Genomic DNA, 26,018 nt, shown 5'->3' with positions numbered 1-26,018 from the left:
ACCGCACCACAGGAGGCTCTCTTGACCGATATCAATGCTCTTCCGCTGTCCGAGGTGGATCCAGAGATCGCCCAGGCGGTGGCTGATGAACTTGGCCGCCAGCGGGGCACCCTGGAGATGATCGCCAGTGAGAACTTTGTGCCGCGGGCAGTGCTTGAGGCCCAAGGCTCGGTGCTGACCAACAAGTACGCTGAGGGCTACCCCGGCCGGCGCTACTACGGCGGCTGCGAGTTTGTGGATGTCGCCGAGAACCTGGCCATCGAGCGGGCCAAAGCGCTCTTCGGCGCAGACCACGCAAACGTGCAGCCCCATGCCGGGGCGCAGGCGAATGTGGCGGTGATGACCGCTTTCCTCAAGCCCGGGGACAAGCTGATGGGCCTCTCGCTGGCCCACGGCGGTCACCTGACCCACGGCATGAAGCTGAACCACTCGGGCAAGTTCTATGAGATCGCCGCCTACGGGGTGGACCCGGAGACCGGGGTGATCGATATGGACCAGGTCCGCGAGCAGGCTCTCGCGGAGAAGCCGCAGATGATTGTGGCCGGGTGGTCCGCCTATCCCCGGCAGCTGGACTTCGCCGCCTTCCGGGAGATTGCCGATGAGGTCGGAGCTATCTTCTGGGTGGATATGGCACACTTCGCCGGGCTGGTGGCGGCGGGCCTGCACCCCAACCCGGTGCCCTACGCCGATGTGGTGACCTCCACTGTGCACAAGACCTTGGCCGGTCCGCGCTCAGGGATCATCCTGTGCAAGGAGGAGCATAAGAAGAAGATCAATTCTGCGGTCTTCCCCGGCCAGCAGGGCGGCCCCCTGATGCATGTGATTGCGGCCAAGGCGGTGGCGTTCAAGATCGCCGCCGGTGAGGACTTCAGGCTCAAGCAGCAGCGCACAGTGGAGGGCGCCAAGATTCTGGCAGAGCGCCTGGTGGCCGCCGACGTCGCCGAGGCCGGAGTCTCGGTGCTGACCGGGGGCACAGATGTGCACCTGGTGCTGGTGGATCTGCGCAACTCCGAACTGGACGGCAAACAGGCCGAGGACCTGCTGCACGAGGTGGGCATCACGGTCAACCGCAATGCGGTCCCCGATGATCCGCGCCCGCCCATGGTCACCTCGGGGCTGCGCATCGGCACCCCTGCCCTGGCCTCCCGAGGCTTCGGTGAGGCCGAGTTCCGCGAGGTGGCCGACATCATCGCGGAGGCGCTCAAGCCCGGTGCCGATACCGAGTCGCTGAAGACCCGGGTGGCCACCCTGGCTGAAGGCTTCCCGCTGTACGAGGGTCTCGAGAGCTGGTGAGCCGGAGCCTCATGCCTGCACAGAACGATACTGCTCAGCACAGCACCACACAGCACAGCACCGCACAGATCCTTGACGGCCGGGCCACGGCCAAGGCCATCAAAACCGATCTCGCCGAACGAGTGGCAGCCCTGCGCTCCCGGGGAATCACGCCTGGCCTGGGCACTGTGCTGGTGGGCTCGGATCCGGCCAGCCAGTCCTATGTGGCCGGCAAGCACCGGGACTGCAAGCAGGTGGGTATCGAGTCCATCCAGGTGGAGCTGCCCGAGGACGTCTCAGAGGAAGAGCTGCTGGCTGAGCTGCAGCGGCTCAACAACGACGACGCCTGCACCGGCTATATCGTCCAGCTCCCGCTGCCTGCCCACCTGGACCAGCAGAAGGTGTTGGAGGCCATCGACCCGGACAAGGATGCCGACGGTCTGCACCCGATGAACCTGGGGCGGCTGGTGGCAGGGGTCAATGAGGAGCTGACCTCTCCCCTACCCTGCACCCCCAAAGGCTGCGTGGACCTGCTGGCCCACTACGGGATCGATCTGAAGGGCAAGCATGTGGTGGTGGTGGGCCGCGGAGTGACCATCGGCCGCCCCATCGGCCTGCTGCTGACCCGGCGTGCGGTCAACGCCACAGTGACTCTCTGCCATACCGGCACTGAGGATCTGGCCCGGCACCTGGGTGAGGCAGACGTCGTCGTGGGTGCAGCCGGTGTCAAGCACATGATCGACCCGGCGGATCTGAAGGACGGAGTGATCGCCCTCGATGTGGGAGTGACCCGGGAGCCGAACCCGGAACGGCCCGGCAAGTTCATCACCTATGGGGACTTCGGCCCCGGTATCGAGGCCAAGGCCAGCTGGTACTCCCCGAACCCGGGAGGGGTGGGCCCGATGACCCGGGTCGAGCTGCTGCAGAATGTTGTGCTCAGCGCCGAGCGGGCAGCCGCGGACTGAGACACCCCGTGGACCAGGGCACCCAGCCGGACAGGTCACAGGGCGGAATGCCGTGGCCAGCGCACAGGTTGTGGTGAGCATGAGCGAGAAGAAGATCGGATTCCTCAGCTTCGGCCACTGGACTCCCTCCCCGCACTCCCGGACCCGGTCGGCCAGGGACACACTGCTCCAGAGCATCGAATTGGCAGTGGCTGCTGAAGAGCTGGGGGTGGACGGGGCCTACTTCCGGGTGCACCATTTTGCCCGGCAGCTGGCCAGCCCCTTCCCGCTGCTGGCTGCCATCGGCGCTAAGACGCAGCGGATTGAGATCGGTACCGGAGTCATTGATATGCGGTACGAGAACCCCGGCTATTTCACCGAGGACGCCGGGGCGGCCGACCTGATTGCCGGGGGGCGACTGCAGCTGGGCATCTCCCGGGGTTCCCCAGAGCAGGTGATCGAGGGCTACCGGTACTTCGGCTACCACCCTGCTGAAGGTGAGAGCGATGCGGAGATGGGCCGCAGACATGCTGAGGTCGCCCTGCAGATGCTCCAGGGGCAGGGCTTCGCCGAACCGAATCCACGGCCGATGTTCCCCAATCCGCCAGGGTTGCTGCGGCTGGAGCCGTATGCGGAGGGACTGCGCCAGCGGATCTGGTGGGGTGCTGGCTCAAATGCCACGGCCCGCTGGGCTGCGCAGAAGGGCATGAACCTGATGAGCTCCACCCTGAAGGATGATGAGTCGGGCCAGCCGCTGCATATCCAGCAGGCCGAGCAGATCCGGATCTTCAGGGAGGAGTGGGCCCGTCAGAACGAGGCAGGGCACGGCCACGGGTTCGAACCCAGGGTTTCAGTGTCCCGCTCCATCATTCCGGTGGTCTCCGACCAGGACCGTGCCTACTTCCTGGGACAGCGGGACTCCTCGGACACCTTCGGCATGATTGATGAGAAAACCCGTGCCGTCTTCGGCCGTTCCTACACCGCCGAGCCCGATGAGCTGGTTGAGGAGCTGGCCAAGGACACCGCGATTCAGGAGGCTGACACCGTACTGGTGACCGTGCCCAACCAGCTCGGGGTCGACTACAACGCCCATCTCCTAGAATCCATTGTGGAGCATGTGGCAAAGCCCCTGGGCTGGAAGACACCTGAAGCCGCCTGAACCTACGAGAGGACTCTCATCATGACCATCACAGCCGGCTCTCTGGCCAAGGCAACCGGCCTTAGTCTGGCTGCCCTGCTGGCACTGACTGCCTGCGGCAGCGATAGCGGCGATCCGGCCCCGCCTGCTGAGGGTCTCGGTGAGGTCTCCGAGCCCGAGGAGGACGCCGCCCAGGAAGAGGACGGAGCTCAGGAAGACGACCAGGGCCAGGACCCTGAGCCGTCCGAGGAGGATGACCAGCCCGAGGCCTCCGGGGAGGTTCCCGCCATGGAGGACATCTACCAGGACATGATGGGCGCAATGCGCGCCCAGGACAGCGTCACGATGCAGGGCACTGGCTCCGGGATGGGCATGGCAGATGCCCTGGGCCCGGGGTTCGAGGATATGGAGGATGAGGCCACCTTCATCCTGGAGGGCGCCCTCGGCGCGCAGCGAACTCTGTGGACCATGGACTTGGGTGGCCACAACGTCCAGATGCTGATCCTCGAGGACGCCGGATTCGTCTCCGGCGACTTCTTCAGCCGCGTCTTTGAGGCCCAGGCGGAGTCCATGGGGATGAGCTTTGACACGTCCCGGTATGACGCCGACTATGGCGATGCGTGGATCGAATCGGATGACTTTATGGACCCAGGGTTGCATATCGATTCCCTGCTCGACGAGATCGACGTGGATCTGACCACCGGCCCGCCGCTCCCCGAGGGGGAGCTCACCGAGTACGAGGGCCAGGAGGTGTGGATCTATGCAGAGGACGGTATCGAGATTGCCGTTCTGGCCGATGAGACCGAGCCGCTGTTGGCCTATCTGATCGGTGAGGAGGGTGGTGAACGCTTCGAGATGCAGTTCACCGACTGGTCAGGCACTGATGTGCCTGAAGGGCCGGAGGGCGAGGTCATCTCCGATTCCGAGATGGAACAGATCCTCGCCGAGTATCTCAGCTGAGGCGCTGGGACATCATCCTGGACATGAGTGATTCAGCAGCCCGCAGTCTCAGCATTGCCGCACTGACCTCTGCCACCGCGCTCTCGCTCCTGCTTTCTGCCTGCGCTGGGCAGGATCAGGAGGAGTCCGGGGAGCCGGAGACCGTGGAGACCTCCGCCGAGGACCCGGATGAGGAGGCAGCTGAGGACGCCGCCGAGGAGCCGGTGCCGGCAGAGCTTCCTGACACTGCGGCAGGGCAGACCGCCGAGTATGTGCTTGAGGTGATCAACGCGGAGCAGGATTCCACCGCCGAGGACTGGCAGGGCCGGCTCAGCGACTCTTTCCGGCAAGAGCTGGATGAGGCGGACGTGGCTGAGTTCATCAACCAACAGCTTCGACCCGGCTCCCCCTGGACAGCCACCGGCCACCAGGGCTCGGAGACACTCTCCAGCACCCGCATCGAGGGGGCGCAGGGTGCCCTTGACCTGCAGCTGGAGGTCAACTCGGAGCAGGAGCTGCTCCAGCTGTTGTTCCTGCCCGCACAGGAGCCGCCGGAGCCGGCAGACTCCCTTGAGGAGATTGAGGAGCGTCTTCCGGAACTTCCAGGTGAGGCTCGGCTGCTGGTGCTCGAGGACGGTGAGCAGCTGTTGCGGGTGGGGGATGCTGAGCCCGCCGCCATGGGCTCAGTCTTCAAACTCTGGGTGCTGGCAGCAGTGGTGGAGGCCGTGCAGGAGGGTGAGGTCACCTGGGATGAGACCCTGACCCTGGAGGAGGAGCATCTGGTGCCCTCCTCCCTGCGGCTGGCAGATGCTCAGCCCGGTGATGAGATCACCGTGGAGCAGGCCGCCCAGGGGATGATTGAGGTCAGCGACAATACCGCCACTGATCTGCTCATCGACCTGGTGGGCAGGCAGGCGGTAGAGGAGATCGTTGTTGCCGCCGAGCACCATGACCCGAGCCTGATGTCTCCATTCCTGACCACCCGCGAACTGTTCTATCTGCGTTGGGCCGATCCTGAACTCGGCGCAGAGTTCTCGGCCGCTAATCCGCAGCAGCGCGCACTGCTTTTGGAGGACATCCCTGGCGGGGAGTTGGAGCTCTCAGAGACAGATCTGGTGCCTGATGACGGCGCGGAGCGCGGCCTGGAGTGGTTCGGCACCGGGGAGGACATCGCAGCGGTGCACGAGCTGCTGGAGGCCCAGGCAGCTGAGCACCCGCAGCTGCGCCAGATCCTCGGGGCCAATCCCGGGATCCAGCCGGAACGTCAGTGGTGGGATGAGCTGGCCTTCAAGGGCGGGGCATCCCCCGGGGTGCTGGCCGGATCCTGGCGGGCAGCTGATGAAGCCGGGACCGCCCGCACTGTGGTGCTGCAGATCATGGGTGACCCGGAGCAGATAGCGCTGCACGAGGCGGAATACTGGGTTCTGGCCCAGAGCGCGCTCGAGTTGACGCACTGAGCCTACACAGGGGAAATCCCCGGCAGGACTTCTTCTCCTGCCGGGGATTCCGCGTGCTTTCAGGCCTGCCTCAGCTCAGAGGTCGCCCTCCTGGTCCTCATCCTCTTCGACGCCGCCGTTGCCGGCATCCTCGCCATCCTGGTCGTCCATGCCATCGTCGAGGTTGAGGTCATCATCCTCATCCTCACCGACCCCGGGGGCACTGTCATCGGCTTCACCGTTGTCCTCGGGTTCGGTGCCGGCATCATCCTCCGGACCACCGTTCTCCTCCGGAGTGTTGTCATCAACAACATCGCCGTTGCCGTTGTCCTCCGGCTCAGCGTTGTCATCGCAGGCAGTGGCGCCGAAGAGCGCCAGGCTGCCCACGCCGAGGATTCCGGCTGCGGTGCGGAGCTTGCTGGTGGTGGTGATGTCTGTCATCGGAAGTGACCTCCTAATGTGGTCAGTTCTGAGATAGGTGATGTTCAGTCTGTATGGAGTTCTGCTGCTTCATTGGGGAACCCCCTCCCGGCGGTGCCGAAAGGGGGTTCGTAAAAGCTGAGCGCCTGAGGCGCTCCGGCTTGGGGGCTGAGGGATCAGCCTTCGCCCTCAGTGTCCTCCTCCATCGGATCCTCCTCAGCGGGATCCTCCTCGGGGGCCGGCTCTTCGACGCCGCCGTTGTCGGCCGGGTCCTCAGTGTCGCCACCGTCATCGCAGGCGGTGATGCCCACGAGAGCAATGGATCCGATGCCGAGAATCCCTGCGATGGAGCGAAGCTTGTTATCGGTAGCAGCCATAGCTAGTTACCTCCGTAAACACTGCATCTGGTCTGATGCTGGGCGGGCTTTCCGCCATGCACCTGGTCTGTGAAGCACATCCCGAGGTGAACTGTCTCCATCATGACCACAACGCTGCAGCGAAGAAAAGCCCAAACAGGAGGTTTTGGGAGAACTATGGGAGGACTCTAAGGCACCGCCCAGGTAACCCGCATCACAGGCTCGATTCGCTCAGCCTCTTTCCAGGTCTAGAAGGTGATGCAGAGAGGCTGAGGCCCCCAGCGGGAACTCCGCTGGGGGCCTCAGGTCGCGGTGTGAACGCCGTGGCGGTATGCCGGGAGACGCTCAGCTCCGATCAGGCATTTGCGGTCTTTCCGGCCGGCTTGCGCAGGTCGAAGCGGTCCAGCTCGGTGACCTTGTACCAGGCGGCGACGAAGTCCTTGACGAACTTCTCCTGGGCGTCGTCGGAGGCGTAGACCTCAGCGAGCGCCCGCAGCTCGGAGTTTGAGCCGAAGACCAGGTCCACCCGGGTGCCGCGTCCGAAGGTCTCCCCAGTGGCGTCCAGGGTGGCCTCGAAGGCGTGCTGACCCTTGTCGAGGGCCTTCCAGGTCTTGCCGAGATCGAGCAGGTTGACGAAGAAGTCGTTGCTCAGCACACCTACCCGGTCGGTGAAGACCCCGTACTGAGAGCCGTCCCAGTTGGTGCCCAGCACCCTCATGCCGCCCAGCAGCACGGTCATCTCCGGAGCGGAGAGGGAGAGCAGGTTGGCCTTGTCGATCAGGGCGTGCTCGGCGGGCAGGGAGTTGTCCGGCCCCACGTAGTTGCGGAAGCCATCGGTGACCGGCTCCAGGTAGGCGAAGGAGTTCTCATCGGTCTGTTCCTGGGTGGCATCGGTGCGGCCCGGGTGGAAGGGCACCTCGATGCTCACCCCGGCATCGGCGGCTGCCTTCTCCACCGCGGCGTTTCCGGCCAGCACGATCAGGTCAGCCAGGCTGACCTTCTTGCCGACGTTGGAGGAGTCGAAGCGCTCCTTGATGGTCTCCAGGACGCCGAGTACCTTGGCCAGCTGCTCAGGGTTGTTGACCTCCCAGTCCTTCTGCGGGGCCAGCCGGATGCGGGCGCCGTTGGCGCCGCCGCGCTTATCCGGATGCCGGAAGGTGGAGGCCGAGGCCCAGGCAGTGGAGACCAGCTCCGAGACGCTGAGCCCCGAGTCGAGCACCTGCTGCTTCAGGGCGGCAACATCGGCGGCGTCGATCAGCTCGTGGTCCACCGCAGGAAGTGGATCCTGCCAGATGAGGTCCTCTTCGGGGACCTCTGGGCCCAGGTAGCGGGCCTTGGGGCCCATATCACGGTGGGTGAGCTTGAACCATGCCCGGGAGAAGGCCTCCTGGAAAGCCTCCGGGTTCTGGTGGAAGCGCCGGGAGATCTTGTCATACTCCGGGTCGAAGCGCAGCGAGAGGTCGGTGGTGAGCATACGCGGTTCGCGCTTGCCCTCGCCGTGGGCCTCCGGGACCAGGCCGTCTCCCTCCCCATTGGTGGGCCGCCACTGCCAGGCCCCGCCGGGGCCCTTGTAGACCTCCCACTCGTAGGCGTAGAGGATGTGGAAGAACTCGTTGTCCCAGCGGGTGGGGTGGTAGGTCCAGGTGACCTCCAAGCCGGAGGTGATCTGGTCGTCGCCCTTTCCGGTGCCGTTGGAGTTGCGCCAGCCCAGGCCCTGCTCCTCCAGTCCGGCGCCCTCGGGGTCGGGGCCCACATGGTCGTCCGTGTTGGCTCCGTGTGCCTTGCCGAAGGTATGACCGCCGGCAATCAGGGCCACTGTCTCCTCATCGTTCATGCCCATCCGCGCGAAGGTCACTCGAATATCGTGGGCAGCCTTGACCGGGTCAGGTTCGCCCTCGGGGCCCTCCGGGTTGACGTAGATCAGGCCCAGGTGGGTAGCACCCAGCGGCTTGTTGAGATCCCGCTCGTCACCCTCTGCGAAGCGCTTCTCGCTGCCCAGCCACTCTTCCTCTGCACCCCAGTACACATCGTCCTCGGGCTCCCAGACATCGGCGCGGCCACCGGCGAAGCCGAAGGTCTTGAAGCCCATGGACTCCAGAGCCACGTTGCCGGAGAGGATCATCAGGTCGGCCCAGGAGAGCTGGCGGCCGTACTTCTTCTTGATCGGCCACAGAATGCGCCGGGCTTTGTCCAGACCGACGTTGTCGGGCCAGGAGTTCAGGGGGGCGAAGCGCTGCTGGCAGGTACCGCCGCCGCCGCGGCCGTCCACTGCGCGGTAGGTGCCGGCGGAGTGCCAGGCCATCCGGATGATCAGCGGGCCGTAGTGCCCGAAGTCAGCCGGCCACCAGTCCTGGGAGGTGGTAAGGGTCTCCTCGATGTCCTTCTTCACCTGGGCCAGGTCCAACTTGAGGAACTCTGCGGCGTAGTCGAAGTCATCGTTGCTGTAGGGATCGATGGTGGGGGTGTTCTTGGCCAGAATCTTCAGGTTGAGCTGATGCGGCCACCAGTACCGGTTGCCGCCGCCCATGGTGGGGTGCGGAGGGCCGGCCGGCTTCTCAGCGGTGGGCGCGGTCCCGGTGCCTTCATTGTGCACCACGGGGCAGCCGTTGGGATTCTCGGTCATCAGGTTCCTCTCTTGGGTGGATCAGGACTCATCAGGTGGACAGGGTCAGGAGTGCTCAGGAGTCTGGCAGCGGCTGGGGCGCAGCTGAGGCGGGTTCAGCGCCGGCTTGGGCCGCGCAATCGCGGCAGATGCCACGGAAGACCACGTCTGCCACCTCCACCTCCATGCCCAGACCGGCAGGGGCTTCCAGGCAGGGGGCGGCCCCGTGCACGCAGTCAACATCCTCGATCCGGCCGCAGCGGGTGCAGATGGCATGGTGGTGGTTGTCCTGGGTGCGCGTCTCGTAGCGGGCCGCGGAACCGGGCGGGTCAAAGCGGCGCAGCAGCTGGTGCGCCGTGAGATCGTGCAGCACGGTGTAGACCGACTGCACGGTGATCTCAGGGAGCCGGCGGGCTACCTCGGCGTGGATAGCCTCAGCAGGCTGGTGCGGGCGCTCCGCCACAGCATCGAGCACGGCCAGGCGCTGCCGGGTCACGCGCAGTCCGCAGTCCCGGAGCGTCTCGGGCCAGGGGTGCTGCGCAGTGGTCATGACAACTATCTTGCCGCAAATTATGAGTAATTCACAATTACCCTGCGTCGCGGCGGCAGACCACCGTCAGCGGCTGTCCGGCCCCGTCCTACATAAGGGACTCACCGATGGAGTTCAGCTCCTCATCAGTGATGGTCTCATCTTCTTCGGGCTCCTCTTCGGCCAGGTCCTCGGACTCGTTCCAGTCGGTGAAGCTGATCTCCATCTGGACCTCGTCAACATCCATGCTGATGCTGTGCAGCAGGGGCTGGTCCGCATCGGCAAGGATCACAAACTCCACAAACTCCTCGCCGTCCTGCTGCAGGTAGACCCAGACCTCCTGGCCATCGCGGTTCTCAGCCTCGCCCTGGATTCCCAGCTCTCCCAAGGAGTTCAACCCGGCAGTGCCCAGCATCTCGGAACGGAGGTCCTCCACGAACTGCTGCGGTGTCTCGATCTCTCCACCCCGGGTGAGGGTCATATCGATCCAGGTGCCCTCGTCCTGCAGGGCGGTCTCCAGCTCATCAGCATCGGGCCCGGCTGCATCATCAGGCTGCAGGGCGCGGTACTCGGCAATGAAGGAGGCCACCGACTGGTAGACGGTCTCTCCGTTGTCGTAGAGCAGATACTCCGAGAGGCCCTCGAGCTCCCAGACCGAACCGTCGCCCGCCATGTCTCCACCCACTGTGATCTGGATCGGCTCCCCGACAGGCTGTTCTGCCTCCGGGTCCGATTCCTCGGTCTCCTCTGCGGTGAGATCCTCCTCCTCGGCGTTCTCCAGGTCCTCCAGACCGAAGAGCTCGGCGGGCACATCTGCGGTGATGGTCACCGAATCCTGGCTGGCGGAGTTCTCCCAGAGCTCCTCCTCAATATCTGCCAGCTCGGGGGCATCTCCGGCGGCGGCGTCGTCGTCCGCTTCATCCGGGTCCGGCTCCTCATCGTCCTCATCAGCGATCTCCCCCGGGGTATCGCCCTGGTCCTCAGCGCCGTCGGGGTCCACATTCTCCTGTGCGGTGTCATCAGGATTCTCATCGCCAACAGTGGTCTGCTCCGGATCGTCCCCGCAGGCGGTCAGCGCCAGCACTGCGACGCCGAAGATCCCGGTGCTCCGCCAGAGCCTGGCCTTTGCGGCAGTGGTCCTAGTCATCGGTGTCATCCTCCGTGTCCTCGTCATTGTCCAAGTCCAGATCCTCAGGGTTCCAGCCCTGCTCTGCCGCGATGGCCAGAACGATCTCGTCCAAGGTGATCACGTTCTCCGGCACCTCCGGAGCCGGGGAAGCATTCCACTCGGTGAACTCGAAGTGTGAATCCTCATCAGTGATGGACAACAGATAGGGTTCACCCTCGGCCGCCACGATAAATTCGCTGGCTCCGCCGTCGGCAGTGTAGATCCATACCTCCTGGCCGTCGCGCTGCCCAGACTCGGCCTGCATGGCATCTACATCTTCCCCGGTCAGCTCGTTCTGCCAGGTGGTGATGAACTCTTCGGCAGAGAACACCGCCCCTTCGGCGTCTTCAAACAGCACCCAGGAGTCACCGATGGTCTCCTCCATGAACTCTTGATCCACCAACTCGGCGACCTCATCATCGAGCTCGCTGACCAGCAGCGCGGCAAAGTCCTCCCCGTGGAAGTACTCCTGCCCGTCCACGGCACGCTGGGTGAAGCTGGAGCCGCCGGAGGAGAAGCTCATCTCCGAGTCGGTGCCGTCCAGGGCTCCGGAGATGGCCAGCCGGCCGGTGGTGTCATCGTCAAGGCCCTCGAACTGCTCGTCCAGCTCGGCGTCCCCAGCTTCTACATCGCCGGTGATCGTCACGGACTCGGCGGCCAGCATCGAGGTGAAGACCTCCTCACGGATCTCGCCGAAGGCCGGGATCTCCTCGGCCTGCGGCGAATCGCGGTCGGGGTCCGGTTGGGCCGGGGTTTCTCCGGTGTAGTCAAAGGGATTGCCGCAGGCGGCCAGACTGAGAGCCGCAGCGGCGGCGATGGGGAAGGTTACTCGCCTCACTGTGTGCCTCCTAAGGAACATTCTCCCGAAATATAGTGGCCTAAACTGAACGCGCCCTTGAGCCACGCCGGATAGGCAGTTCACACCAGTCGGTGGTCACCCTCCCGCACTAGGCGCAGCCAGCGGTAGCCGTAGCCGTCCAGGGGCATCCGGGCGTCCCGGTCGGCACCGAGTTTGCAGGACTCCTCGCTGAGCAGGTCCATCAGCACAGTGCCCGGCTCCTGATCCTCCAGGACGAACTCGACCACCGCAGGTTCGGAGCCCAGGTTGTGCAGCAGCACCATTGTCTTGCCCTCCCAGCTGAGCTGGTGGGCCAGCACCTCCGGCACGCCGGTCTCGATGATCTGGCACTGTCCCCAGCCCAGCTCCGGGGACTCCCGGTAGCGCTTGGCCAGCCGGGTGATGTGGTGCAGCAGCGAGTCCTGGTCCCGGCGGGCATCCGCGGCATTGACGTGCTCCGGGCCGAATGCTCCTTGGGTCACCGCCCGGCCCAGGGCAGAGGGCTTGGCAGTGGAGAACCCGGCGTTCTTCCCGGAGGTCCACTGCATGGGGGTGCGTACCGCCTCCCGGCCGGGGACCTCCAGGTTCTCCCCCATACCGATCTCCTCCCCGTAGAACAGCACGGGGGTGCCGGGCAGGGCGAACAGCAGGGAGTAGGCCATCTTCAGCCGGCGGGGGTCCCCGGCGAACATCCCGGGCAGTCTGCGGCGCAGGCCTCGCCCGGCGAAGCGCATCTCCTCCTCCGGGGCGAAGGCATCGAGCACCTCATTGCGCTCCTGGTCGCTCAGCAGGTCCAGGGTCAGCTCATCGTGGTTGCGCAGGAAGTTCGCGTATTGGGGCTCTGCGCCCAGGGTGGGCCGGGAGCGCAGTGCCTCTGCCAGCGGCGCGGCCTGCTGCCGAGCCATGGCCAGGAAGAGTCGCTGGTTGGTGAAGAAGTCGAACTGCATGGTCAGCTGGTCGCCGTCCTCACCGCCGAAGAAGGCCAGCTGCTCCTCATGGGGGAGGTTGACCTCGCCGAGCATAATGGCTGAGCCCTGTCCGGAGGCCCGGCGCTGCAGGAAGCTGCGCAGCGTGCGCAGGTAGTCATGGGGCTCGGCGAACTCGTGCTCATCATGGCCCACCAGGGTCTCCTGGTTGATGGCGAAGGGCACGGCATCCACCCGGAACCCGTCTACGCCCAGCTGAAGCCAGAATCCCATCATCTTGGCGATCTCATCGCGCACCTGCCGGTTGGCCGTGTTGAGGTCCGGCTGGGTATGCAGGAAATGGTGCAGATACCACTCCTCGGTACGCTCGTCATACGTCCAGATCCCGTCCTCGACGTCGGGAAACATCGTCTGGTCAGAGGTGTCGCCGGGATCATCGGCACGCCACACGTAGTAGTCCCGGTAGGGGCTGTTCTTGGACCGGCGGGCCGCCTTGAACCAGGGATGCTGATCACTGGTGTGGTTGATCACCAGATCGGCGATCACCCGGATGCCGCGGTCATGGGCCACCCGGATCAGCTCCACCAGGTCGCCGTGGTCCCCGTAGCGGGAGTCCACTCCGTACATATCGGCGATATCGTAGCCGTTGTCCCTTCGCGGGGAGGGATAGAACGGCATCAGCCAGAGGCAGTTGACGCCGATCTCGGCCAGATAGTCGATCCGCTGGGTGATTCCGTGCAGATCCCCGGTGCCGTCGCCGTTGGAGTCCAGATAGGTCTCCACATCGATGCAGTAGATGATCGCGTTCTTGTACCAGAGGTCTGCAGTCTCAGTGATGCGCATCAGGCATCTCCTTTCAGTGCGGGCAGCACGTGTTCCCCGAATGCGTCCAGGAAGGGGGCCTGCTCCTGGCCCACGTGGTGCAGATAGATCGCTTCGAACTTCTCGCCGGCCTGAGCAGCCCACTCGGCATGGGCATCAAGGGACGACGACGTCCATACCGCCTCGGTCACCGTCTCGAAGCTCACCTCTGCCGCCGCGGCGTCAAAATGAGCCGGGGTGGGCAGGTCCTGGTCCAGCGGCGGGCCGAACACATTGGTGCGCCACTGGTCGTGGGCGATCTCGGCGGCTTTCTGGTCGGTCTCGGCCCAGCTGAGGTGGATCTGCAGCATAACCGTTCCCTTGCCGCCGGCCTCACGGTAGGCCTCAAGCACCTGATCCTGGGCGCCGCCGGGCTGGTTGAGGGTGATAAGGCCCTCGGCCCAGCGGGCTGCCCGCTGGGCGGACTCCGGGGTGACACAGGCCGCGTAGAGCGGAACTGTGTTCTCCGGGTGCTCATCGGTCTCCGGCCGGTCGTAGAGGTAGGCGTCCTCAACCGTCACCAGACCGTGGTGGTTGCTGACCCATTCACCACGGTGCAGCCGCCGGATGAGCTCTGCCGACTCCTCTAAGCGCGCCCTGCGGGATTCCTGGTCCAGCCATTTTTCACCGGTGACATGCTCATTCATCGCCTGGCCCGCCCCCAGGGCTACCCAGTAGCGGCCCGGGAACATCTGACCCAGGGTGGCAGTGGCCTGGGCGGCCAGCGCGGGGTGGTAGCGCTGCCCGGGCGCGCAGACTGAGCCGATGGGGAAGCTGGTGCTGGCCAGGGCCGCGCCGAGCCAGGAGAAGGTGAACCCGGAGTGGCCCTGCCGCTGGGACCAGGGGAAGAAGTGGTCCGAGCTCATCGCAGCATCGAAGCCGGCGGCCTCAGCCTGCTGGACATCCCGCAGCAGCTGGGCCGGTGAGATCTGTTCCTGCGATGCGTGGAATCCGTAGATAGTCATAAACAATCACCCAGATAAGTAGTCAGTACATACTCCCTTGTCAGAGAGCTTACCGACACTTACCTGGGTGATCGCTGAGTGCAGCTTATCGGCTTACTTGAGCCCGTCGATGATCTCGTTGAGAGTTGCGGAGGGCCGCATCACTTTGAAGGCCTTGGCCTCATCAGGACGGTAGTAGCCGCCGATATCGGCCGGGCTTCCCTGTACGCTGCTGAGCTCGGAGAGGATCTGCTCCTCCTTCTCGACCAGGGCATCTGCCACCGGCTTGAAGGTGTCAGCCAGGGCGGCGTCGTCGTTCTGTGCTGCCAACTCCTGGGCCCAGTACTGGGCCAGGTAGAAGTGGCTGCCGCGGTTGTCGATGGTGCCCAGTTTGCGGCCGGGGCTGCGGTTCTCCATCAGGAAGGTGGTGGTGGCCTTGTCCAGGGCGGCGGCCAGCACCTTGGCCTTGGGGGCATCAGCCTGCTCGGCGTACTTCTGCAGGGAGGGCACCAGGGCGAAGAACTCGCCCAGGGAGTCCCAGCGCAGGTAGTTCTCCTCGGTGAGCTGCTGGACGTGCTTGGGCGCGGAGCCCCCGGCGCCGGTCTCGAACAGGCCGCCGCCGGCCATCAGGGGCACGATGGAGAGCATCTTTGCGGAGGTGCCCAGTTCCAGAATGGGGAAGAGATCGGTGAGATAGTCGCGCAACACATTGCCGGTGACGCTGATGGTGTTCTCGCCGCGGCGGATCCGCTCCAGGGAGTACTTGGTGGCGGCCACCGGATCCAGGATCTCGATGGTCAGGCCTTCAGTGTCATGCTCAGCCAGGTAGGTCTTGACCTTAGAGATCAGGTTGGCATCGTGGGCGCGGTTCACGTCCAGCCAGAACACGGCCGGCCAGCCGGTCTCCCGGGCCCGGTTGACTGCTAGCTTGACCCAGTCGGCGATGGGAGCGTCCTTGGTCTGGCAGGCCCGCCAGATATCGCCGGGCTCCACCTGGTGTTCGATGAGCACATCACCGGCAGCGTTGACCACCTGGACGGTGCCGGCAGTCTCGATCTCGAAGGTCTTGTCATGGGAGCCGTACTCCTCGGCTTTCTGCGCCATCAGCCCCACATTGGGCACAGTGCCCATCGTGGTGGGATCGTAGGCGCCGTTGGCCTTGCAGTCCTCGATGACGGCCTGGTAGACCCCGGCGTAGCTGGAGTCCGGGATAACGGCCAGAGTGTCATCGGTCTCGCCGGTGGGGCCCCAGACCTTGCCGCCGTTGCGGATCATGGCCGGCATGGAGGCGTCCACGATCACATCGGAGGGCACATGCAGGTTGGTGATGCCCTTGCGGTCGTCGACCATGGAGATCCGGGGGCCAGCCTCCAGGGCTTTCTGGTATTCGGCCTTGATGGCGGCACCGGTCTCGCCGAGCTTCTCGGCACCGCTGAGGATGGAGGCCAGTCCGTCATTGGCGGAAAGCCCCGCGGCGGCCAACTCATCACCGTACTTCTCGAAGATGCTGGGCACGAAAGCCTTGACGATATGGCCGAAGATGATCGGGTCGGAGACCTTCATCATGGTGGCCTTCAGGTGAGCGGAGAAGAGCACGTCCTGCTCTTTGGCTTTGGCCACCTGCTCTGCGAGAAATGCATCCAGGGCCTTGGCGGAGATGAAGGTGCCGTCTACCACTTCACCGGCCTGCACGGCCAGGCCCTCCTTTAGCGGAGTCGCGGTGCCGTCTGCGCCGACGTGCTGGATGGTGAGGGTGTCGGCGGAGTCGATGACCACTGACTGCTCATTGGAGGCAAAGTCCTTCTCGCCCATCGTGGCGACCTCGGTCTTGGAGTCAGCGCTCCACTGGCCCATGCGGTGCGGGTTGGAGCGCACATACTCCTTGATGGAGGCCGGGGCCCGGCGGTCGGAGTTGCCCTCGCGCAGCACCGGGTTGACGGCGGAGCCCTTGACCTTGTCGTAGCGGGCCCGGATGTCCTTCTCCTCGTCGGTCTGGGGGGACTCCGGGTAGTCAGGGAGCCGATAGCCGGCGGCCTGCAGCTCGGCCACGGCGGCTTTGAGCTGGGGGACGGAGGCAGAGATATTGGGCAGCTTGATGATATTGGCCTCAGGGGTCTTGGCCAGCTCGCCCAGCTCAGCCAACGCGTCAGCCTCGGCCTTGTCCTCGCCGACATAGTCGGGGAACTGGGAGATGATGCGCCCGGCCAGCGAGATGTCTCGAGTCTCGATCTCCACACCGGCGGTGGAGGCGAAGGCTTCCACGATCGGCTTCAGCGAGTAGGTGGCCAGCATGGGTGCTTCGTCGGTGTTGGTGTAGATGATCTTTGCCATAGAGCGGCAGCTCCCTCGAGGTCGGAACGTGCAGACGTATCAGGTTCAATCTATCAATGTTGTCCGTTCCAGCGCGCGCCGGCGGAGCCGGCTCACAGCCCCAGAACCGCCATGGCGATCATGAAGTACACGATGAGTCCGGTGGCGTCCACAAAGGTGGTGATGAACGGGTTGGCGAACACGGCCGGATCAGCTCCCAGCTTCTTGGCCAGCAGCGGCATCAGCCCGCCCGTGGAAGCCGCCAGGGTGCAGATTGACAGCAGCGTGAGGCCGATCACCGCACTGGTCTCCCAGTCATAGGCCAGCCCAGCCACCACGAAGCCCAGTACGCCCAGAGTCGCCCCCAGAGTAATGCCCACGCGTGCCTCTGACCACAGCACTTTGAAGGCGTCGCGGGTGGTGACATCGCCCAATGCCAGCGCTCGGGTGATGGTGGTGGCCGCCTGGTTGCCCACATTGCCCCCGGTGCCGATCAGCAGCGGCACGAACAGCGCGAGCACCACTGCCTGCTCCAGGGTCTCCTCGAAGGTGTCGAGCACCTGCACAGTCAGGGTGGCGCCCAGGGCCAGCACGAACAGCCAGACGATGCGTGAGCGCATGATCTGCAGCACCGGAGTGGACAGGTAGGGCCGGTGCAGCGGCTCGGCACCGCCGTGGCGGGCCGCGTCCTCGCTCTCGGCGCGCTCCAAGATGTCTAGGGCGTCGTCGACGGTGAAGATACCCACCACCCGGTGCTCCTTATCTGTGACCGGCATTGCAAGGTGCTTGCGGTCGGCGCAGCGGCGGGCGGCATCCTCGGCCTCGTGGTCAGCATCTACGGAGTCGGCCTCCGACATGATCGAGCTGATGACGGTCTCCTCCCCGGTGACCATCAGCTGGCGCAGACTCACCACCCCTTTGAGCAGCCGGGCCCGATCCACCACCGGCAGGGTGTACACGGTCTCGGCATCTGCCCCGACCCGCCGGATCTTCTCAAGGGCCTGTTTGACGCTCCAGTGCTCGGGGATGGCCACGAACTCCGGGGACATCTGACGCCCGATGGTGCCGTCCGGGTAACCCAGCACGATATTGGTCAGGCTGCGCTCACGCGGGTCCAGATGGCGCATCATCTTCCGGGCCACCGAGGCCGGCATCTCATCCATCAGCCGGACCCGGTCATCGGGGTCCAGGGACTCGAAGAAGTGGGCTACATCGCCGTCCTTGAGGCCCTCGATGATCTCGTGCTGCAGCGACTGGTCCAGCATGTCGAAGACCTCGACGGCGGTGTCCTTGGGCAGCAGCCGGAATGTCACGGCACGGTCCTTGACCCCCAGGCGCTCCAGGAAGTCGACGATATCCCCGGTGTTGAGCTGGTCCAGGGCGATGCGCAGATCCCGCAGCCGCTCATCGCGGATGAGGCCTTCGAGCTCCCCGATCTGCTCGGCCATGATCAGTGGAAGAAGTGCCGGGCGCCGGTGAGGTACATGGTCAAGCCGGCCTCCTCGGCGGCAGCGACAACTTCAGCATCGCGCTGGGAGCCGCCGGGCTGAACCACGGCCGTGACCCCCGCGGCGATGAGCGACTGCAACCCATCAGCGAAGGGGAAGAACGCGTCTGAGGCGGCTACTGAACCCTGGGCTCGCTCCACCCCCTCGCCGCCGAGTGTATTGGCCCGCTGCACCGCGAGCCGGCAGGAGTCCAGACGGTTGACCTGGCCCATGCCGATGCCCACAGTGGCCTGGTTCTTGGCCAACAGAATCGCATTCGACTTCACCGATCGGATCGCCCGCCAGGCGAAAGCCAGGTCCTCAAGCTGGGCGTTGTCCGCGGCGGGGCCGGCGGCCAGCTCCCACCGGGCGGGATCGTCACCGGCGGCCTGGAAGGTGTCAGCGGCCTGGAGCAGCATCCCACCGGAGATCTGCTTGTACTCCACCGCGTCCCTGCTGTGCTCGGCGGTGAGCTGGATCAGCCGGATGTTCTTCTTCCGCCTGAGGATCTCCAGGGCCTCGGCCTCGAAGGAGGGGGCCACCACCACTTCGGTGAAGATCCCTGCCACAGTTTCAGCCATCTCAGCGGTGATTTCACGGTTGGCCGCGATCACCCCGCCGAAGGCGGAGAGCGGATCGCAGGCGTGGGCGGCACGATGCGCCTCGGTGATGGTCTCGCCCACCGCGACGCCGCAGGGGTTGGCGTGTTTGATGATCGCTACCGCCGGCGCCTCGAAGTCATAGGCGGTGCGCACGGCGGCATCAGCGTCAACATAATTGTTGTAGCTCATCTCCTTGCCGTGCAGCACAGTGGCCTGCGCCAGCCCGGGGGCGCCGTCGTGCTCGGCATAGAGGGCTGCCGGCTGGTGGGAGTTCTCCCCGTAGCGCAGCGTGGCGACCCGCTCCAGGGCGAGTCCAGCGAACGGCGGGAACTCGACCTTCCGGCCCTGACCCAGTGTGGCCGGGGCGGGGATGTCAGCAGCATCGAGATCGTCGTTGAACTCCGCGGCGGTCCAGCGGGCCACCGCCGTGTCATAGGCGGCGGTGTGTGCGAAGGCCAGGGCGGCGAGGCGTTTGCGGGCGGCCAGACTGAACCCGCTCCCCTGGGCTGCGGCCACTGCTTCTCCGTAGCGCAGCGGGTCAACCACCACGGCCACCGAGGCGTGGTTCTTTGCGGCAGCACGCACCATGGAGGGCCCGCCTATATCGATCTTCTCCACAATCTCAGCCTCTGAGGCCCCGGAGGCCACCGTGTCCACAAAGGGATAGAGGTTGACCACCACCAGATCAAAGCCGGCGATGCCCTGGGCCTGGAGGGTCTTGACATGTTCCGGGTTCTGCCGGTCTGCCAGGATCCCGCCGTGAATCCTGGGGTGCAGGGTCTTGACCCGCCCGTCGAGCATCTCGGGGAACTCGGTGACCTGCTCCACCGGGGTGACTGGGATGCCGGATTCGGCAATGCGGTCCGCGGTGGAGCCGGTGGAGACGATCTCCACGCCCGCGGCGTGCAGCCCCGCGGCAAGATCGGCCAGTCCAGTCTTGTCGAATACGGAGATGAGCGCCCGCCTGATCGGCTGGAATCCTTGCGTGCTGGTCATATCTGCTCCTTCACACCTCTCCGTTCTGGGCCAGAGGCAAGTCTACCGGTCGCACTGGCGCCGGACTGCGTCAAAGATCTGCTGACCGGGCGCTATTTGCCGAACTCATTGGGATGGGGGCTGCGCCGGCCGGCCTCGCCCTTGTCCAGGGCAGTGATCGCAGCGAGGTCCTCGGCCGGGAGCTCAAAACCGGCCAGGTCCCGATTAGCCCGGATACGTTCCGGGTTATCGGATTTGGGGATTACGACGTCGCCCCGCTGCAGATGCCAGCCCAGGATCACCTGGGCGGCGGTGCGCCCGTGCTTCTCGGCCAGCTGGGTGATCACCGGATCGCTGAGCTCCGCGCCCTTGCCCAGCGGGCTCCATGCCGCCACCACAATGCCCCGTTCCCGGCAGAAGGCGCGCAGCTCATCGTTGGCGAAATAAGGATGAACCTCGATCTGGTTGACCGCGGGCGTGACCCCGGTGGCCTCAATGACCCGCTCCAGGTGCTCCGGCTGGAAGTTGGAGACACCCACCGCGCGGGCACGGCCGCTGTCCTGGAGCTCAAGCATCGCTTTCCAGGTCTCCACATAGTCGGTCTCCAGGAAGGGCAGCGGCCAGTGGATCAGGAACAGGTCCACATAGTCGAAGCCGAGCCGGTTCAGAGACTCCTCGAAGGTGCGGTGTACGTCAGCCGGGGCATGGTGCCCATTGTTGAGCTTGGTGGTGACGAAGACCTCCTCGCGCGGCACGCCCGAGGCACGGACCCCTTCGCCTACACCGGCTTCGTTGCCGTACATCTGAGCGGTGTCGATATGCCGGTAGCCGGCGCGCAGCGCCTCGGCCACCGAACTGGCGGCATCGGCGGCCTGGGAGGTTCCGAAGCCTATCTGGGGGATCTGGGCACCTGAGTTCAGCGGCAGCGTCGTCGTCATAGTCCTGATCCTACGCCTCGAGCCTGTTGCCGTCCGGACCTGCACTGGATGCTAAGCATCAAACTTATAGCCGAGTCCTCTGACGGTGACCAGCAACCGGGGCTTGGCCGGATCGGCCTCGATCTTGGAGCGCAGCCGCTTGACGTGGACATCCAGAGTTTTGGTGTCGCCCACATAGTCAGAGCCCCACACCCGGTCAATGATCTGGCCGCGGGTCAGCACTCTGCCGGCATTGCGGATGAGGATCTCCAGCAGCTCGAACTCCTTCAGCGGCAGGTTCACGCTGCGCCCGGCCACCTCCACGATATGCCGCTCGATGTCCATCCTCACCGGCCCGGCAACGATAGTGGAGGAGTCATCCAGCTCAGTGTCCACATGTCGGCGCAGCACAGCCCGGACTCGGGCCAACAGCTCCCGTGAAGAGTAGGGCTTGGTCACGTAGTCGTCGGCACCGAGCTCCAGTCCCACGACCTTGTCGATCTCGGAGTCCTTAGCAGTGAGCATGATCACCGGCACCGCCGAGCGCAGCCGGATCTGGCGGCAGACCTCGGTGCCGGGCTGGCCGGGCAGCATCAGGTCCAGCAGCACCAGATCGGCGCCTTCTCTGTCAAAGACTTCGATGGCTTCAGTGCCGTCCTCGGCCACGACCACGTCGTAGCCCTCCTTCTGCAGGGTGTAGGACAGTGCCTCGGAGAATGAAGCCTCGTCTTCGACAATGAGAATCCTGGTCAAGTTCACTCCTCTTCTTAGTGCCGCCTATTCGGCCGGCGGCTGCTTCTTCGCGGTGTAGGTGCTGGAGCCCTGGGAGGCTTCCCCGGGCTCGCGGCTGAACGTTCCGGCGAGATCGCCGACTGCGGCGTCGTCGTCCTCACCCAGCCCGCTGAGACTGTCCAGTCCCTCCTCAAGCTCAGGCAGGCGCACAGTGAAGGTGGAGCCGCGCCCGGGCTGGGACCACAGGGCCACCTCGCCGCCGTGATTGCCGATGACGTGTTTGACGATGCTCAGCCCGAGGCCGGTGCCGCCGGTGGAGCGGGCGCGGGCGGCGTCGACCCGGTAGAACCGTTCAAAGATGCGTTCCTGGTTCTCCGGTGCAATGCCGATGCCCTGATCGGTGATGGTGACCTGGGCGATGCCGTCGCGAGAGGAGAGACCGATGCCCACCCGGGTCTCCTCGGGCGAATAGCGCACGGCATTGTCGATGAGGTTCCGAAAGGCCATAGTGAGCTGGTCCGGGTCCCCGTGCACCCGCCGGGGCAGGGTCCCGCCCACCCGCAGCTCGATCTGCTTGGCCTCGGCCGGCAGCCTGGAACGGTCCACGGCATCGGCGAGCACCTCGTTGAGGTCCACCGGGACCCCGGCGTGCACCACGTTCTTACCCTGGACCCGGGAGAGCTCAATGATGTCCTGGACCAGTACGGCCAGCCGGTTGGACTCCTTGTGCAGCCGCTTGGAGAAGCGTTGGACCGCATCGGGGTCGTCAGCGGCGTCCTCGATGGTCTCGGCCAGCAGGCTGATCGCTCCGACCGGGGTCTTCAGCTCGTGGGAGACATTGGCCACGAAGTCGTTGCGGACCGCCTCGGTGCGGGAGACCTCGGTGCGGTCATCGGCCAGCACCAGGATGTATTCATCGCCCAAAGGGGCCACCCGCAGGCTGACCACAATGGAGGTTTCGCCCTGCAGCCCCCGCGGCAGCTCCAGCTGCTCCTCAATGATCACTCCGTCGCCGCGGACCCTGGCGGTCAGGCCCAGCACCTCCTGGTGGACCACAGTGTGGCCGCGCACCAAGCCGAAGGCATAGGCGGCCGGATTGGCCCGCAGCACCCCGTCCACGGTGTCCACCACAATGTAGGCCAGTCCCAACGAGGCCAGCACCTCAGTGGCACCCTCCGGCATAGCCGGTTCGTCCACATCGATGCCCTCGGCCCGCTGGCGCTCGCTGACTCGGAAGGCATGCATGCCCACCACGCCTATGGCGAGGCCGACGACGCCGGCGAGCACAGCGATCAGCAGGGAATCCACAGTCCACCAGCTTAGGCGGAAAATTCACCAGGACGTTGCCCCGGAGTGGCCCTATGGTCAACAGTTCACGGTCTGTTCACCTTCTGGTTGCCTTGTTGGCGGGGCGTCGTTCATCCGGCGGGGCGAAGATGATGGCGCACTCGCATGAGGAAAGGACCTATCACACTATGCGCAAGCTCTTCCAGGAAGAACTCCACAATCTGGGCGACCAGCTCAGTGATATCGCCGTTCTGGTGGCCGAAGCCATGGAGAAGGCCTACCGCTCGTTCGAGACGGCGGATGTGCAGTTGGCCGAGGAAGTCATCGCTGCCGATGCCCGCATCGATGCCAAGCAGAACGACCTGGATGAGAAGGCGATCGAGCTGCTGGCTCTGCAGGGCCCGGTGGCCTCGGATCTGCGACTGATCGTGGGTGCGCTGCGGATGTCCACCTCTCTGGAGCGGATGGGCGATCTTGCCCGGCACATCGCCCAGCTGACCCGGCTGCGCTACCCGGATACGGTGGCCCCTGCCCCGCTGGTGGAGGTCTACCGCGAGATGGCTGAGAAAGATGTGGCCATCGCCAAGAAGCTGGTGGAGCTGATGGTGACCCGCCAGCTGGATCTGGTGCCTCAGATCAACGCACTTAACGAGCAGATCAATGATCTGCATGCCGGGATATTCATCACCATCGCCCGCCCCGAGTGGGATGCCTCCGCGGCCACCACTGCCGATGTGACCCTGGCCAGCCGCTACTTTGAGCGCTTCGGGGACCACGGGGTCTCAGTGGCCCGGAAGATCCAGTACCTGGTCACCGGGGAGTGGGAAGCCGCGCCCACCGCCTGAGCTGGGTCGCAGAACCCGTCTTCCAGAATTACGTAGAGAAACTGTGGGAACTCAGCCGCTTTCGGCCTCAGTTCCCACAGTTTCTCTACAGGATTTTTCACTCACCCGTTGAGCAGCCGGTACAGCCTCCGGGTCACCGCGCGGAACCCCTCCTGATAATCCACGCAGTTCATCAGGATCACTCTCCACCCGGCGGCCTCAAACGCCGCATTGCGCCGCTGATCCCGGGCCTGCTGCGCAGCGGTGTAGTGGTGGGCACCCTCGTACTGCAGTACGATCTTCGCCTTCCGATAGCCGGCGTCCCCCACAGGTGAGTACCTGTCCTGCGGATGCAGCCTTATCTGAAGCTCAGGCTCGGGCAGTCCGGCATGGACGATCGCCAGTCGCATATACGTCTCTGCCGGAGAATCGGACCCCACGCGGACCATGTCCTGTGCCTTCCGGGCACGCAGAACTCCGGTTCGGAACCTCCCGGCTCTGGCCCCTGCCCCCAGGTCCTCAACTGTGCACCACGGCTGGTCCCGCCCTTCAAACCGCGCTCGAGGGATCCGAACGAGCTGATCCCCCACCACAACAAGTTCGGGCACATGCAGATACCGGCCCAGCTCAGCGAACAGCTCTGCCGGCGGCGTGACCGGCACCCCCTGAAACAGATGGGAGCAGTCAGGCACCTGCTGCCTGCGGTGCAGAATCACCTGGGGGTCCTCTGCACCGCCGTGCGAGGGCCCGCTTCCGGCGAGGTACACCGTGTCCTCATCGTGGAAACGTTGAGGGATGGGAAGCCCATAGAGCCTCGCCGCGCTGATGTGACTGACCCGAACCTTGCCCGTGCGGCGGCACAGCGCGTGCAGCATCGCCGGGGCATGCAGCTCAGCTGCGCCTTCGACGGTGGAATCGCCGGGCGGTGCGGACAATCGCCGGGGAAGATGCTGATAGATCCCCCGCGCGATTCTCCTGATGTCCCGAGCCCTGAGTCTGAGATCGGAGACGCCGAGGGCCACGGCCTCACCTCGGGTGAACACTTGTCCGATCAGTTCAGCGGGGAGCGGCGAGGGCGGTCTCATGCCTCCAGTCTTGCCGGACCTCCACAGTCGCGCCGGAGAATTCCACAACCCTGTGGATAACTCGGAGGATCGTGGTGACAGCGCTCCTGGACTGAGGCCGTGCCCAAACCTGCAGCGCCGGCAACCGGCAGATGACGGAGCAAAACTGTGGGTACCCGGCCGTTCTCGACCTCAGTTTCCACAGTTTCGCTACATGATTCGGAGCAGGGCGCCGTCTACTTCTTCCCCTGGTTGGCCACGGCCTGGATCGCCTCTGCCGCAGCCTCGGGGTCGAGGTACTGACCCCCGGGGTTGAGCGGGGCAAAGTTCTCATCCAGCTGGTAGTGCAGCGGGATGCCGGTGGGGATGTTCAGCCCAGCGATGTCCTCGTCAGAAATCCCGTCCAGGTGCTTGACCAGGGCGCGCAGAGAGTTGCCGTGGGCGGCCAGCAGCACAGTCTTGCCCGCCGTGAGATCGCCGATCACCTCGGACTCGTAGTAGGGGATGAACCGCTCCACCACGTCCTTGAGGCACTCAGTCCTGGGGGCGGCGTCGCCCAGGTCGGCGTAGCGCGGGTCACCGGCCTGGCTGTAGGGATCCTCCGCATCGATCTCCGGGGGCGGGGTGTCGTAGGAGCGCCGCCAGATCATGAACTGCTCCTCGCCGTACTGGTCCCGGATCTGAGTCTTGTCCTTGCCCTGCAGTGCGCCGTAGTGACGTTCGTTCAGCCGCCAGTCACGCTTGACCGGGATCCACAACCGCTCGGCGGCCTCCAGGGAGAGGTGCGCAGTGGAAATGGCCCGCTGCAGCAGTGAGGTGTGCACCACATCGGGAAGCAAGTTGTGCTCCTTGAGCAGTTCACCGCCGCGGGCAGCCTCGGCCCGGCCGGTCTCGGTCAGCGGCACATCCACCCAGCCGGTGAACAGATTCTTCTGGTTCCAGTCGCTCTGGCCGTGCCGCAGCAGGATCAGGTCATAGCTCATTGCCGGTGCTCCCATGTGGTTGAGGTTGTGAGGTCACGACGCCGTTGTCTCCGGTCACCACTCTATCGGGATTCGGCTGCCCGCCGGGCCTACTCAACCCTGCGCGAGAGGTTGTTACTGGCTGCTGACCGCCGGGTCCACATCCGCTAGGTACACCGAGGCCATGCAGGCGCCGATCACCGGGAAGAGCAGGCTGAATGCCCCAGGTGGGGAGAGATGGGAGAACAGGCCTAGCACGCTCAGGGCCAGCGCGGCGCCGGTCATGCCCAGCCAGAAGCCCTTGGTCCGCTTGCCCTGGACGAAGAACATGTCTGAGCTCTTGGGCAGGCAGCGCAGCAGCGCGAGGAGGGCCAGGATCACGCAGACCACAATGAATGCCAGCTGAATGTAGTAGTCGGCGAGGAACGCGAGGACCCAGAGCTGTGACATGCCCCAATGCTATCGCAGCCGCGGCCGGCGCGTGC

23 protein-coding genes are annotated in these 26,018 nt (G+C 65.0%); 6 read left to right on the top strand and 17 right to left on the bottom strand.

Going from position 1 to position 26,018, the window contains the following annotated elements; translation table 11 throughout:
* Positions 1-21 precede the first annotated feature (21 nt).
* The 5 genes from glyA (at position 22) to GNZ21_RS05970 (ending at position 5,750) form a co-directional block, all read left to right on the top strand.
* A complete protein-coding gene (glyA, locus tag GNZ21_RS05990; protein ID WP_157322319.1) occupies positions 22-1,293 on the top strand; it encodes a serine hydroxymethyltransferase in 1,272 nt (423 codons plus the stop codon).
* Positions 1,294-1,304: 11 nt separating this feature from the next.
* Entirely contained in the window at positions 1,305-2,237 is a 933-nt protein-coding gene (locus tag GNZ21_RS05985; protein ID WP_157322317.1) for a bifunctional methylenetetrahydrofolate dehydrogenase/methenyltetrahydrofolate cyclohydrolase, read from the top strand.
* 79 nt (positions 2,238-2,316) lie between these two features.
* Positions 2,317-3,375, top strand: a complete 1,059-nt coding sequence (locus tag GNZ21_RS05980) for an LLM class flavin-dependent oxidoreductase (RefSeq protein WP_157322314.1) — start codon at positions 2,317-2,319, stop codon at positions 3,373-3,375.
* A 21-nt stretch (positions 3,376-3,396) separates the two neighbouring features.
* Positions 3,397-4,314: a hypothetical protein gene (locus GNZ21_RS05975; RefSeq protein ID WP_157322312.1), complete on the top strand. Its 918-nt coding sequence runs from the start codon at positions 3,397-3,399 to the stop codon at positions 4,312-4,314.
* Between the two features lie 23 nt (positions 4,315-4,337).
* Complete coding sequence (locus GNZ21_RS05970; RefSeq protein ID WP_157322310.1) at positions 4,338-5,750, top strand: serine hydrolase; 1,413 nt, start codon at positions 4,338-4,340, stop codon at positions 5,748-5,750.
* A 75-nt stretch (positions 5,751-5,825) separates the two neighbouring features.
* Here GNZ21_RS05970 and GNZ21_RS05965 read toward each other — a convergent pair whose 3' ends face one another.
* The 14 genes from GNZ21_RS05965 to GNZ21_RS05900 all read right to left on the bottom strand — a co-directional run bounded on the left by GNZ21_RS05965 (position 5,826) and on the right by GNZ21_RS05900 (position 22,704).
* Positions 5,826-6,170 carry a hypothetical protein gene (locus GNZ21_RS05965; protein WP_157322308.1) on the bottom strand — a complete coding sequence of 115 codons (345 nt, stop codon included), beginning with the start codon at positions 6,168-6,170 and terminating at the stop codon, positions 5,826-5,828.
* Between the two features lie 155 nt (positions 6,171-6,325).
* The gene (locus GNZ21_RS05960; protein ID WP_157322305.1) at positions 6,326-6,526 is read right to left on the bottom strand and encodes a hypothetical protein; all 201 of its coding nucleotides are present in this window, start codon (positions 6,524-6,526) and stop codon (positions 6,326-6,328) included.
* Between the two features lie 334 nt (positions 6,527-6,860).
* Complete coding sequence (gene katG / locus GNZ21_RS05955; protein ID WP_157322303.1) at positions 6,861-9,128, bottom strand: catalase/peroxidase HPI; 2,268 nt, start codon at positions 9,126-9,128, stop codon at positions 6,861-6,863.
* Positions 9,129-9,183: 55 nt separating this feature from the next.
* Positions 9,184-9,657: a Fur family transcriptional regulator gene (locus tag GNZ21_RS05950; RefSeq protein ID WP_157322300.1), complete on the bottom strand. Its 474-nt coding sequence runs from the start codon at positions 9,655-9,657 to the stop codon at positions 9,184-9,186.
* An 88-nt stretch (positions 9,658-9,745) separates the two neighbouring features.
* A complete protein-coding gene (locus GNZ21_RS05945; RefSeq protein ID WP_157322299.1) occupies positions 9,746-10,783 on the bottom strand; it encodes a hypothetical protein in 1,038 nt (345 codons plus the stop codon).
* Positions 10,776-11,642 carry a hypothetical protein gene (locus GNZ21_RS05940; protein WP_157322298.1) on the bottom strand — a complete coding sequence of 289 codons (867 nt, stop codon included), beginning with the start codon at positions 11,640-11,642 and terminating at the stop codon, positions 10,776-10,778. Before GNZ21_RS05940 ends, GNZ21_RS05945 begins: the two co-directional genes overlap by 8 nt.
* An 80-nt stretch (positions 11,643-11,722) precedes the next feature.
* Positions 11,723-13,411 carry an alpha-amylase family protein gene (locus tag GNZ21_RS05935; protein ID WP_157322297.1) on the bottom strand — a complete coding sequence of 563 codons (1,689 nt, stop codon included), beginning with the start codon at positions 13,409-13,411 and terminating at the stop codon, positions 11,723-11,725.
* A complete protein-coding gene (locus GNZ21_RS05930; RefSeq protein ID WP_157322296.1) occupies positions 13,411-14,394 on the bottom strand; it encodes a TIGR03885 family FMN-dependent LLM class oxidoreductase in 984 nt (327 codons plus the stop codon). The genes GNZ21_RS05935 and GNZ21_RS05930 overlap by 1 nt, the downstream gene beginning before the upstream one ends.
* 93 nt (positions 14,395-14,487) lie before the next feature.
* The gene (locus GNZ21_RS05925; RefSeq protein WP_157322295.1) at positions 14,488-16,704 is read right to left on the bottom strand and encodes an NADP-dependent isocitrate dehydrogenase; all 2,217 of its coding nucleotides are present in this window, start codon (positions 16,702-16,704) and stop codon (positions 14,488-14,490) included.
* 92 nt (positions 16,705-16,796) lie between these two features.
* Entirely contained in the window at positions 16,797-18,131 is a 1,335-nt protein-coding gene (gene mgtE / locus GNZ21_RS05920) for a magnesium transporter (RefSeq protein WP_157322293.1), read from the bottom strand.
* A gap of 2 nt (positions 18,132-18,133) precedes the next feature.
* A complete protein-coding gene (gene purH, locus GNZ21_RS05915; protein WP_157322291.1) occupies positions 18,134-19,768 on the bottom strand; it encodes a bifunctional phosphoribosylaminoimidazolecarboxamide formyltransferase/IMP cyclohydrolase in 1,635 nt (544 codons plus the stop codon).
* A 92-nt stretch (positions 19,769-19,860) separates the two neighbouring features.
* On the bottom strand, positions 19,861-20,685 hold the full coding sequence (locus tag GNZ21_RS05910; RefSeq protein ID WP_157322289.1) for an aldo/keto reductase: 825 nt from the start codon (positions 20,683-20,685) through the stop codon (positions 19,861-19,863).
* Between the two features lie 51 nt (positions 20,686-20,736).
* On the bottom strand, positions 20,737-21,417 hold the full coding sequence (locus tag GNZ21_RS05905) for a response regulator transcription factor (protein WP_157322287.1): 681 nt from the start codon (positions 21,415-21,417) through the stop codon (positions 20,737-20,739).
* Positions 21,418-21,441: 24 nt separating this feature from the next.
* Complete coding sequence (locus tag GNZ21_RS05900; protein WP_373868350.1) at positions 21,442-22,704, bottom strand: sensor histidine kinase; 1,263 nt, start codon at positions 22,702-22,704, stop codon at positions 21,442-21,444.
* Between the two features lie 167 nt (positions 22,705-22,871).
* Here GNZ21_RS05900 and phoU point away from each other — a divergent pair, with 167 nt between their 5' ends.
* Positions 22,872-23,528 (top strand): phosphate signaling complex protein PhoU, encoded by a 657-nt coding sequence (phoU, locus tag GNZ21_RS05895; protein ID WP_157322285.1) that lies wholly within the window; start codon positions 22,872-22,874, stop codon positions 23,526-23,528.
* Positions 23,529-23,629: 101 nt separating this feature from the next.
* Here the strand turns inward: phoU and GNZ21_RS05890 are convergent, their stop codons facing one another.
* The 3 genes from GNZ21_RS05890 to GNZ21_RS05880 form a co-directional block, all read right to left on the bottom strand.
* Positions 23,630-24,592: a PDDEXK family nuclease gene (locus tag GNZ21_RS05890; RefSeq protein ID WP_157322283.1), complete on the bottom strand. Its 963-nt coding sequence runs from the start codon at positions 24,590-24,592 to the stop codon at positions 23,630-23,632.
* Positions 24,593-24,807: 215 nt separating this feature from the next.
* The gene (locus tag GNZ21_RS05885) at positions 24,808-25,554 is read right to left on the bottom strand and encodes a phosphoglyceromutase (RefSeq protein WP_157322379.1); all 747 of its coding nucleotides are present in this window, start codon (positions 25,552-25,554) and stop codon (positions 24,808-24,810) included.
* A gap of 114 nt (positions 25,555-25,668) precedes the next feature.
* Entirely contained in the window at positions 25,669-25,983 is a 315-nt protein-coding gene (locus GNZ21_RS05880; RefSeq protein ID WP_157322281.1) for a DUF2516 family protein, read from the bottom strand.
* Positions 25,984-26,018: the final 35 nt, after the last annotated feature.

Source organism: Nesterenkonia alkaliphila, assembly GCF_009758175.1.
Lineage (GTDB): Bacteria > Actinomycetota > Actinomycetes > Actinomycetales > Micrococcaceae > Nesterenkonia > Nesterenkonia alkaliphila.
The sequence above is the reverse complement of the archived record's forward strand: the minus strand, read 5'-3'. Positions and strand labels throughout refer to the sequence as shown.

Excerpts from the sequence above, each read along its gene's own strand:
- GNZ21_RS05985 (WP_157322317.1), top strand. The coding sequence starts at position 1,305 with ATGCCTGCACAGAACGATACTGCTCAGCACAGCACCACACAGCACAGC.
- GNZ21_RS05980 (WP_157322314.1), top strand. The coding sequence starts at position 2,317 with ATGAGCGAGAAGAAGATCGGATTCCTCAGCTTCGGCCACTGGACTCCC.
- GNZ21_RS05975 (WP_157322312.1), top strand. The coding sequence starts at position 3,397 with ATGACCATCACAGCCGGCTCTCTGGCCAAGGCAACCGGCCTTAGTCTG.
- GNZ21_RS05970 (WP_157322310.1), top strand. The coding sequence starts at position 4,338 with ATGAGTGATTCAGCAGCCCGCAGTCTCAGCATTGCCGCACTGACCTCT.
- GNZ21_RS05965 (WP_157322308.1), bottom strand. The coding sequence starts at position 6,170 with ATGACAGACATCACCACCACCAGCAAGCTCCGCACCGCAGCCGGAATC.
- GNZ21_RS05960 (WP_157322305.1), bottom strand. The coding sequence starts at position 6,526 with ATGGCTGCTACCGATAACAAGCTTCGCTCCATCGCAGGGATTCTCGGC.
- katG (WP_157322303.1), bottom strand. The coding sequence starts at position 9,128 with ATGACCGAGAATCCCAACGGCTGCCCCGTGGTGCACAATGAAGGCACC.
- GNZ21_RS05950 (WP_157322300.1), bottom strand. The coding sequence starts at position 9,657 with ATGACCACTGCGCAGCACCCCTGGCCCGAGACGCTCCGGGACTGCGGA.
- GNZ21_RS05945 (WP_157322299.1), bottom strand. The coding sequence starts at position 10,783 with ATGACTAGGACCACTGCCGCAAAGGCCAGGCTCTGGCGGAGCACCGGG.
- GNZ21_RS05935 (WP_157322297.1), bottom strand. The coding sequence starts at position 13,411 with ATGCGCATCACTGAGACTGCAGACCTCTGGTACAAGAACGCGATCATC.
- GNZ21_RS05930 (WP_157322296.1), bottom strand. The coding sequence starts at position 14,394 with ATGACTATCTACGGATTCCACGCATCGCAGGAACAGATCTCACCGGCC.
- GNZ21_RS05925 (WP_157322295.1), bottom strand. The coding sequence starts at position 16,704 with ATGGCAAAGATCATCTACACCAACACCGACGAAGCACCCATGCTGGCC.
- mgtE (WP_157322293.1), bottom strand. The coding sequence starts at position 18,131 with ATGGCCGAGCAGATCGGGGAGCTCGAAGGCCTCATCCGCGATGAGCGG.
- purH (WP_157322291.1), bottom strand. The coding sequence starts at position 19,768 with ATGACCAGCACGCAAGGATTCCAGCCGATCAGGCGGGCGCTCATCTCC.
- GNZ21_RS05910 (WP_157322289.1), bottom strand. The coding sequence starts at position 20,685 with ATGACGACGACGCTGCCGCTGAACTCAGGTGCCCAGATCCCCCAGATA.
- phoU (WP_157322285.1), top strand. The coding sequence starts at position 22,872 with ATGCGCAAGCTCTTCCAGGAAGAACTCCACAATCTGGGCGACCAGCTC.
- GNZ21_RS05890 (WP_157322283.1), bottom strand. The coding sequence starts at position 24,592 with ATGAGACCGCCCTCGCCGCTCCCCGCTGAACTGATCGGACAAGTGTTC.
- GNZ21_RS05885 (WP_157322379.1), bottom strand. The coding sequence starts at position 25,554 with ATGAGCTATGACCTGATCCTGCTGCGGCACGGCCAGAGCGACTGGAAC.
- GNZ21_RS05880 (WP_157322281.1), bottom strand. The coding sequence starts at position 25,983 with ATGTCACAGCTCTGGGTCCTCGCGTTCCTCGCCGACTACTACATTCAG.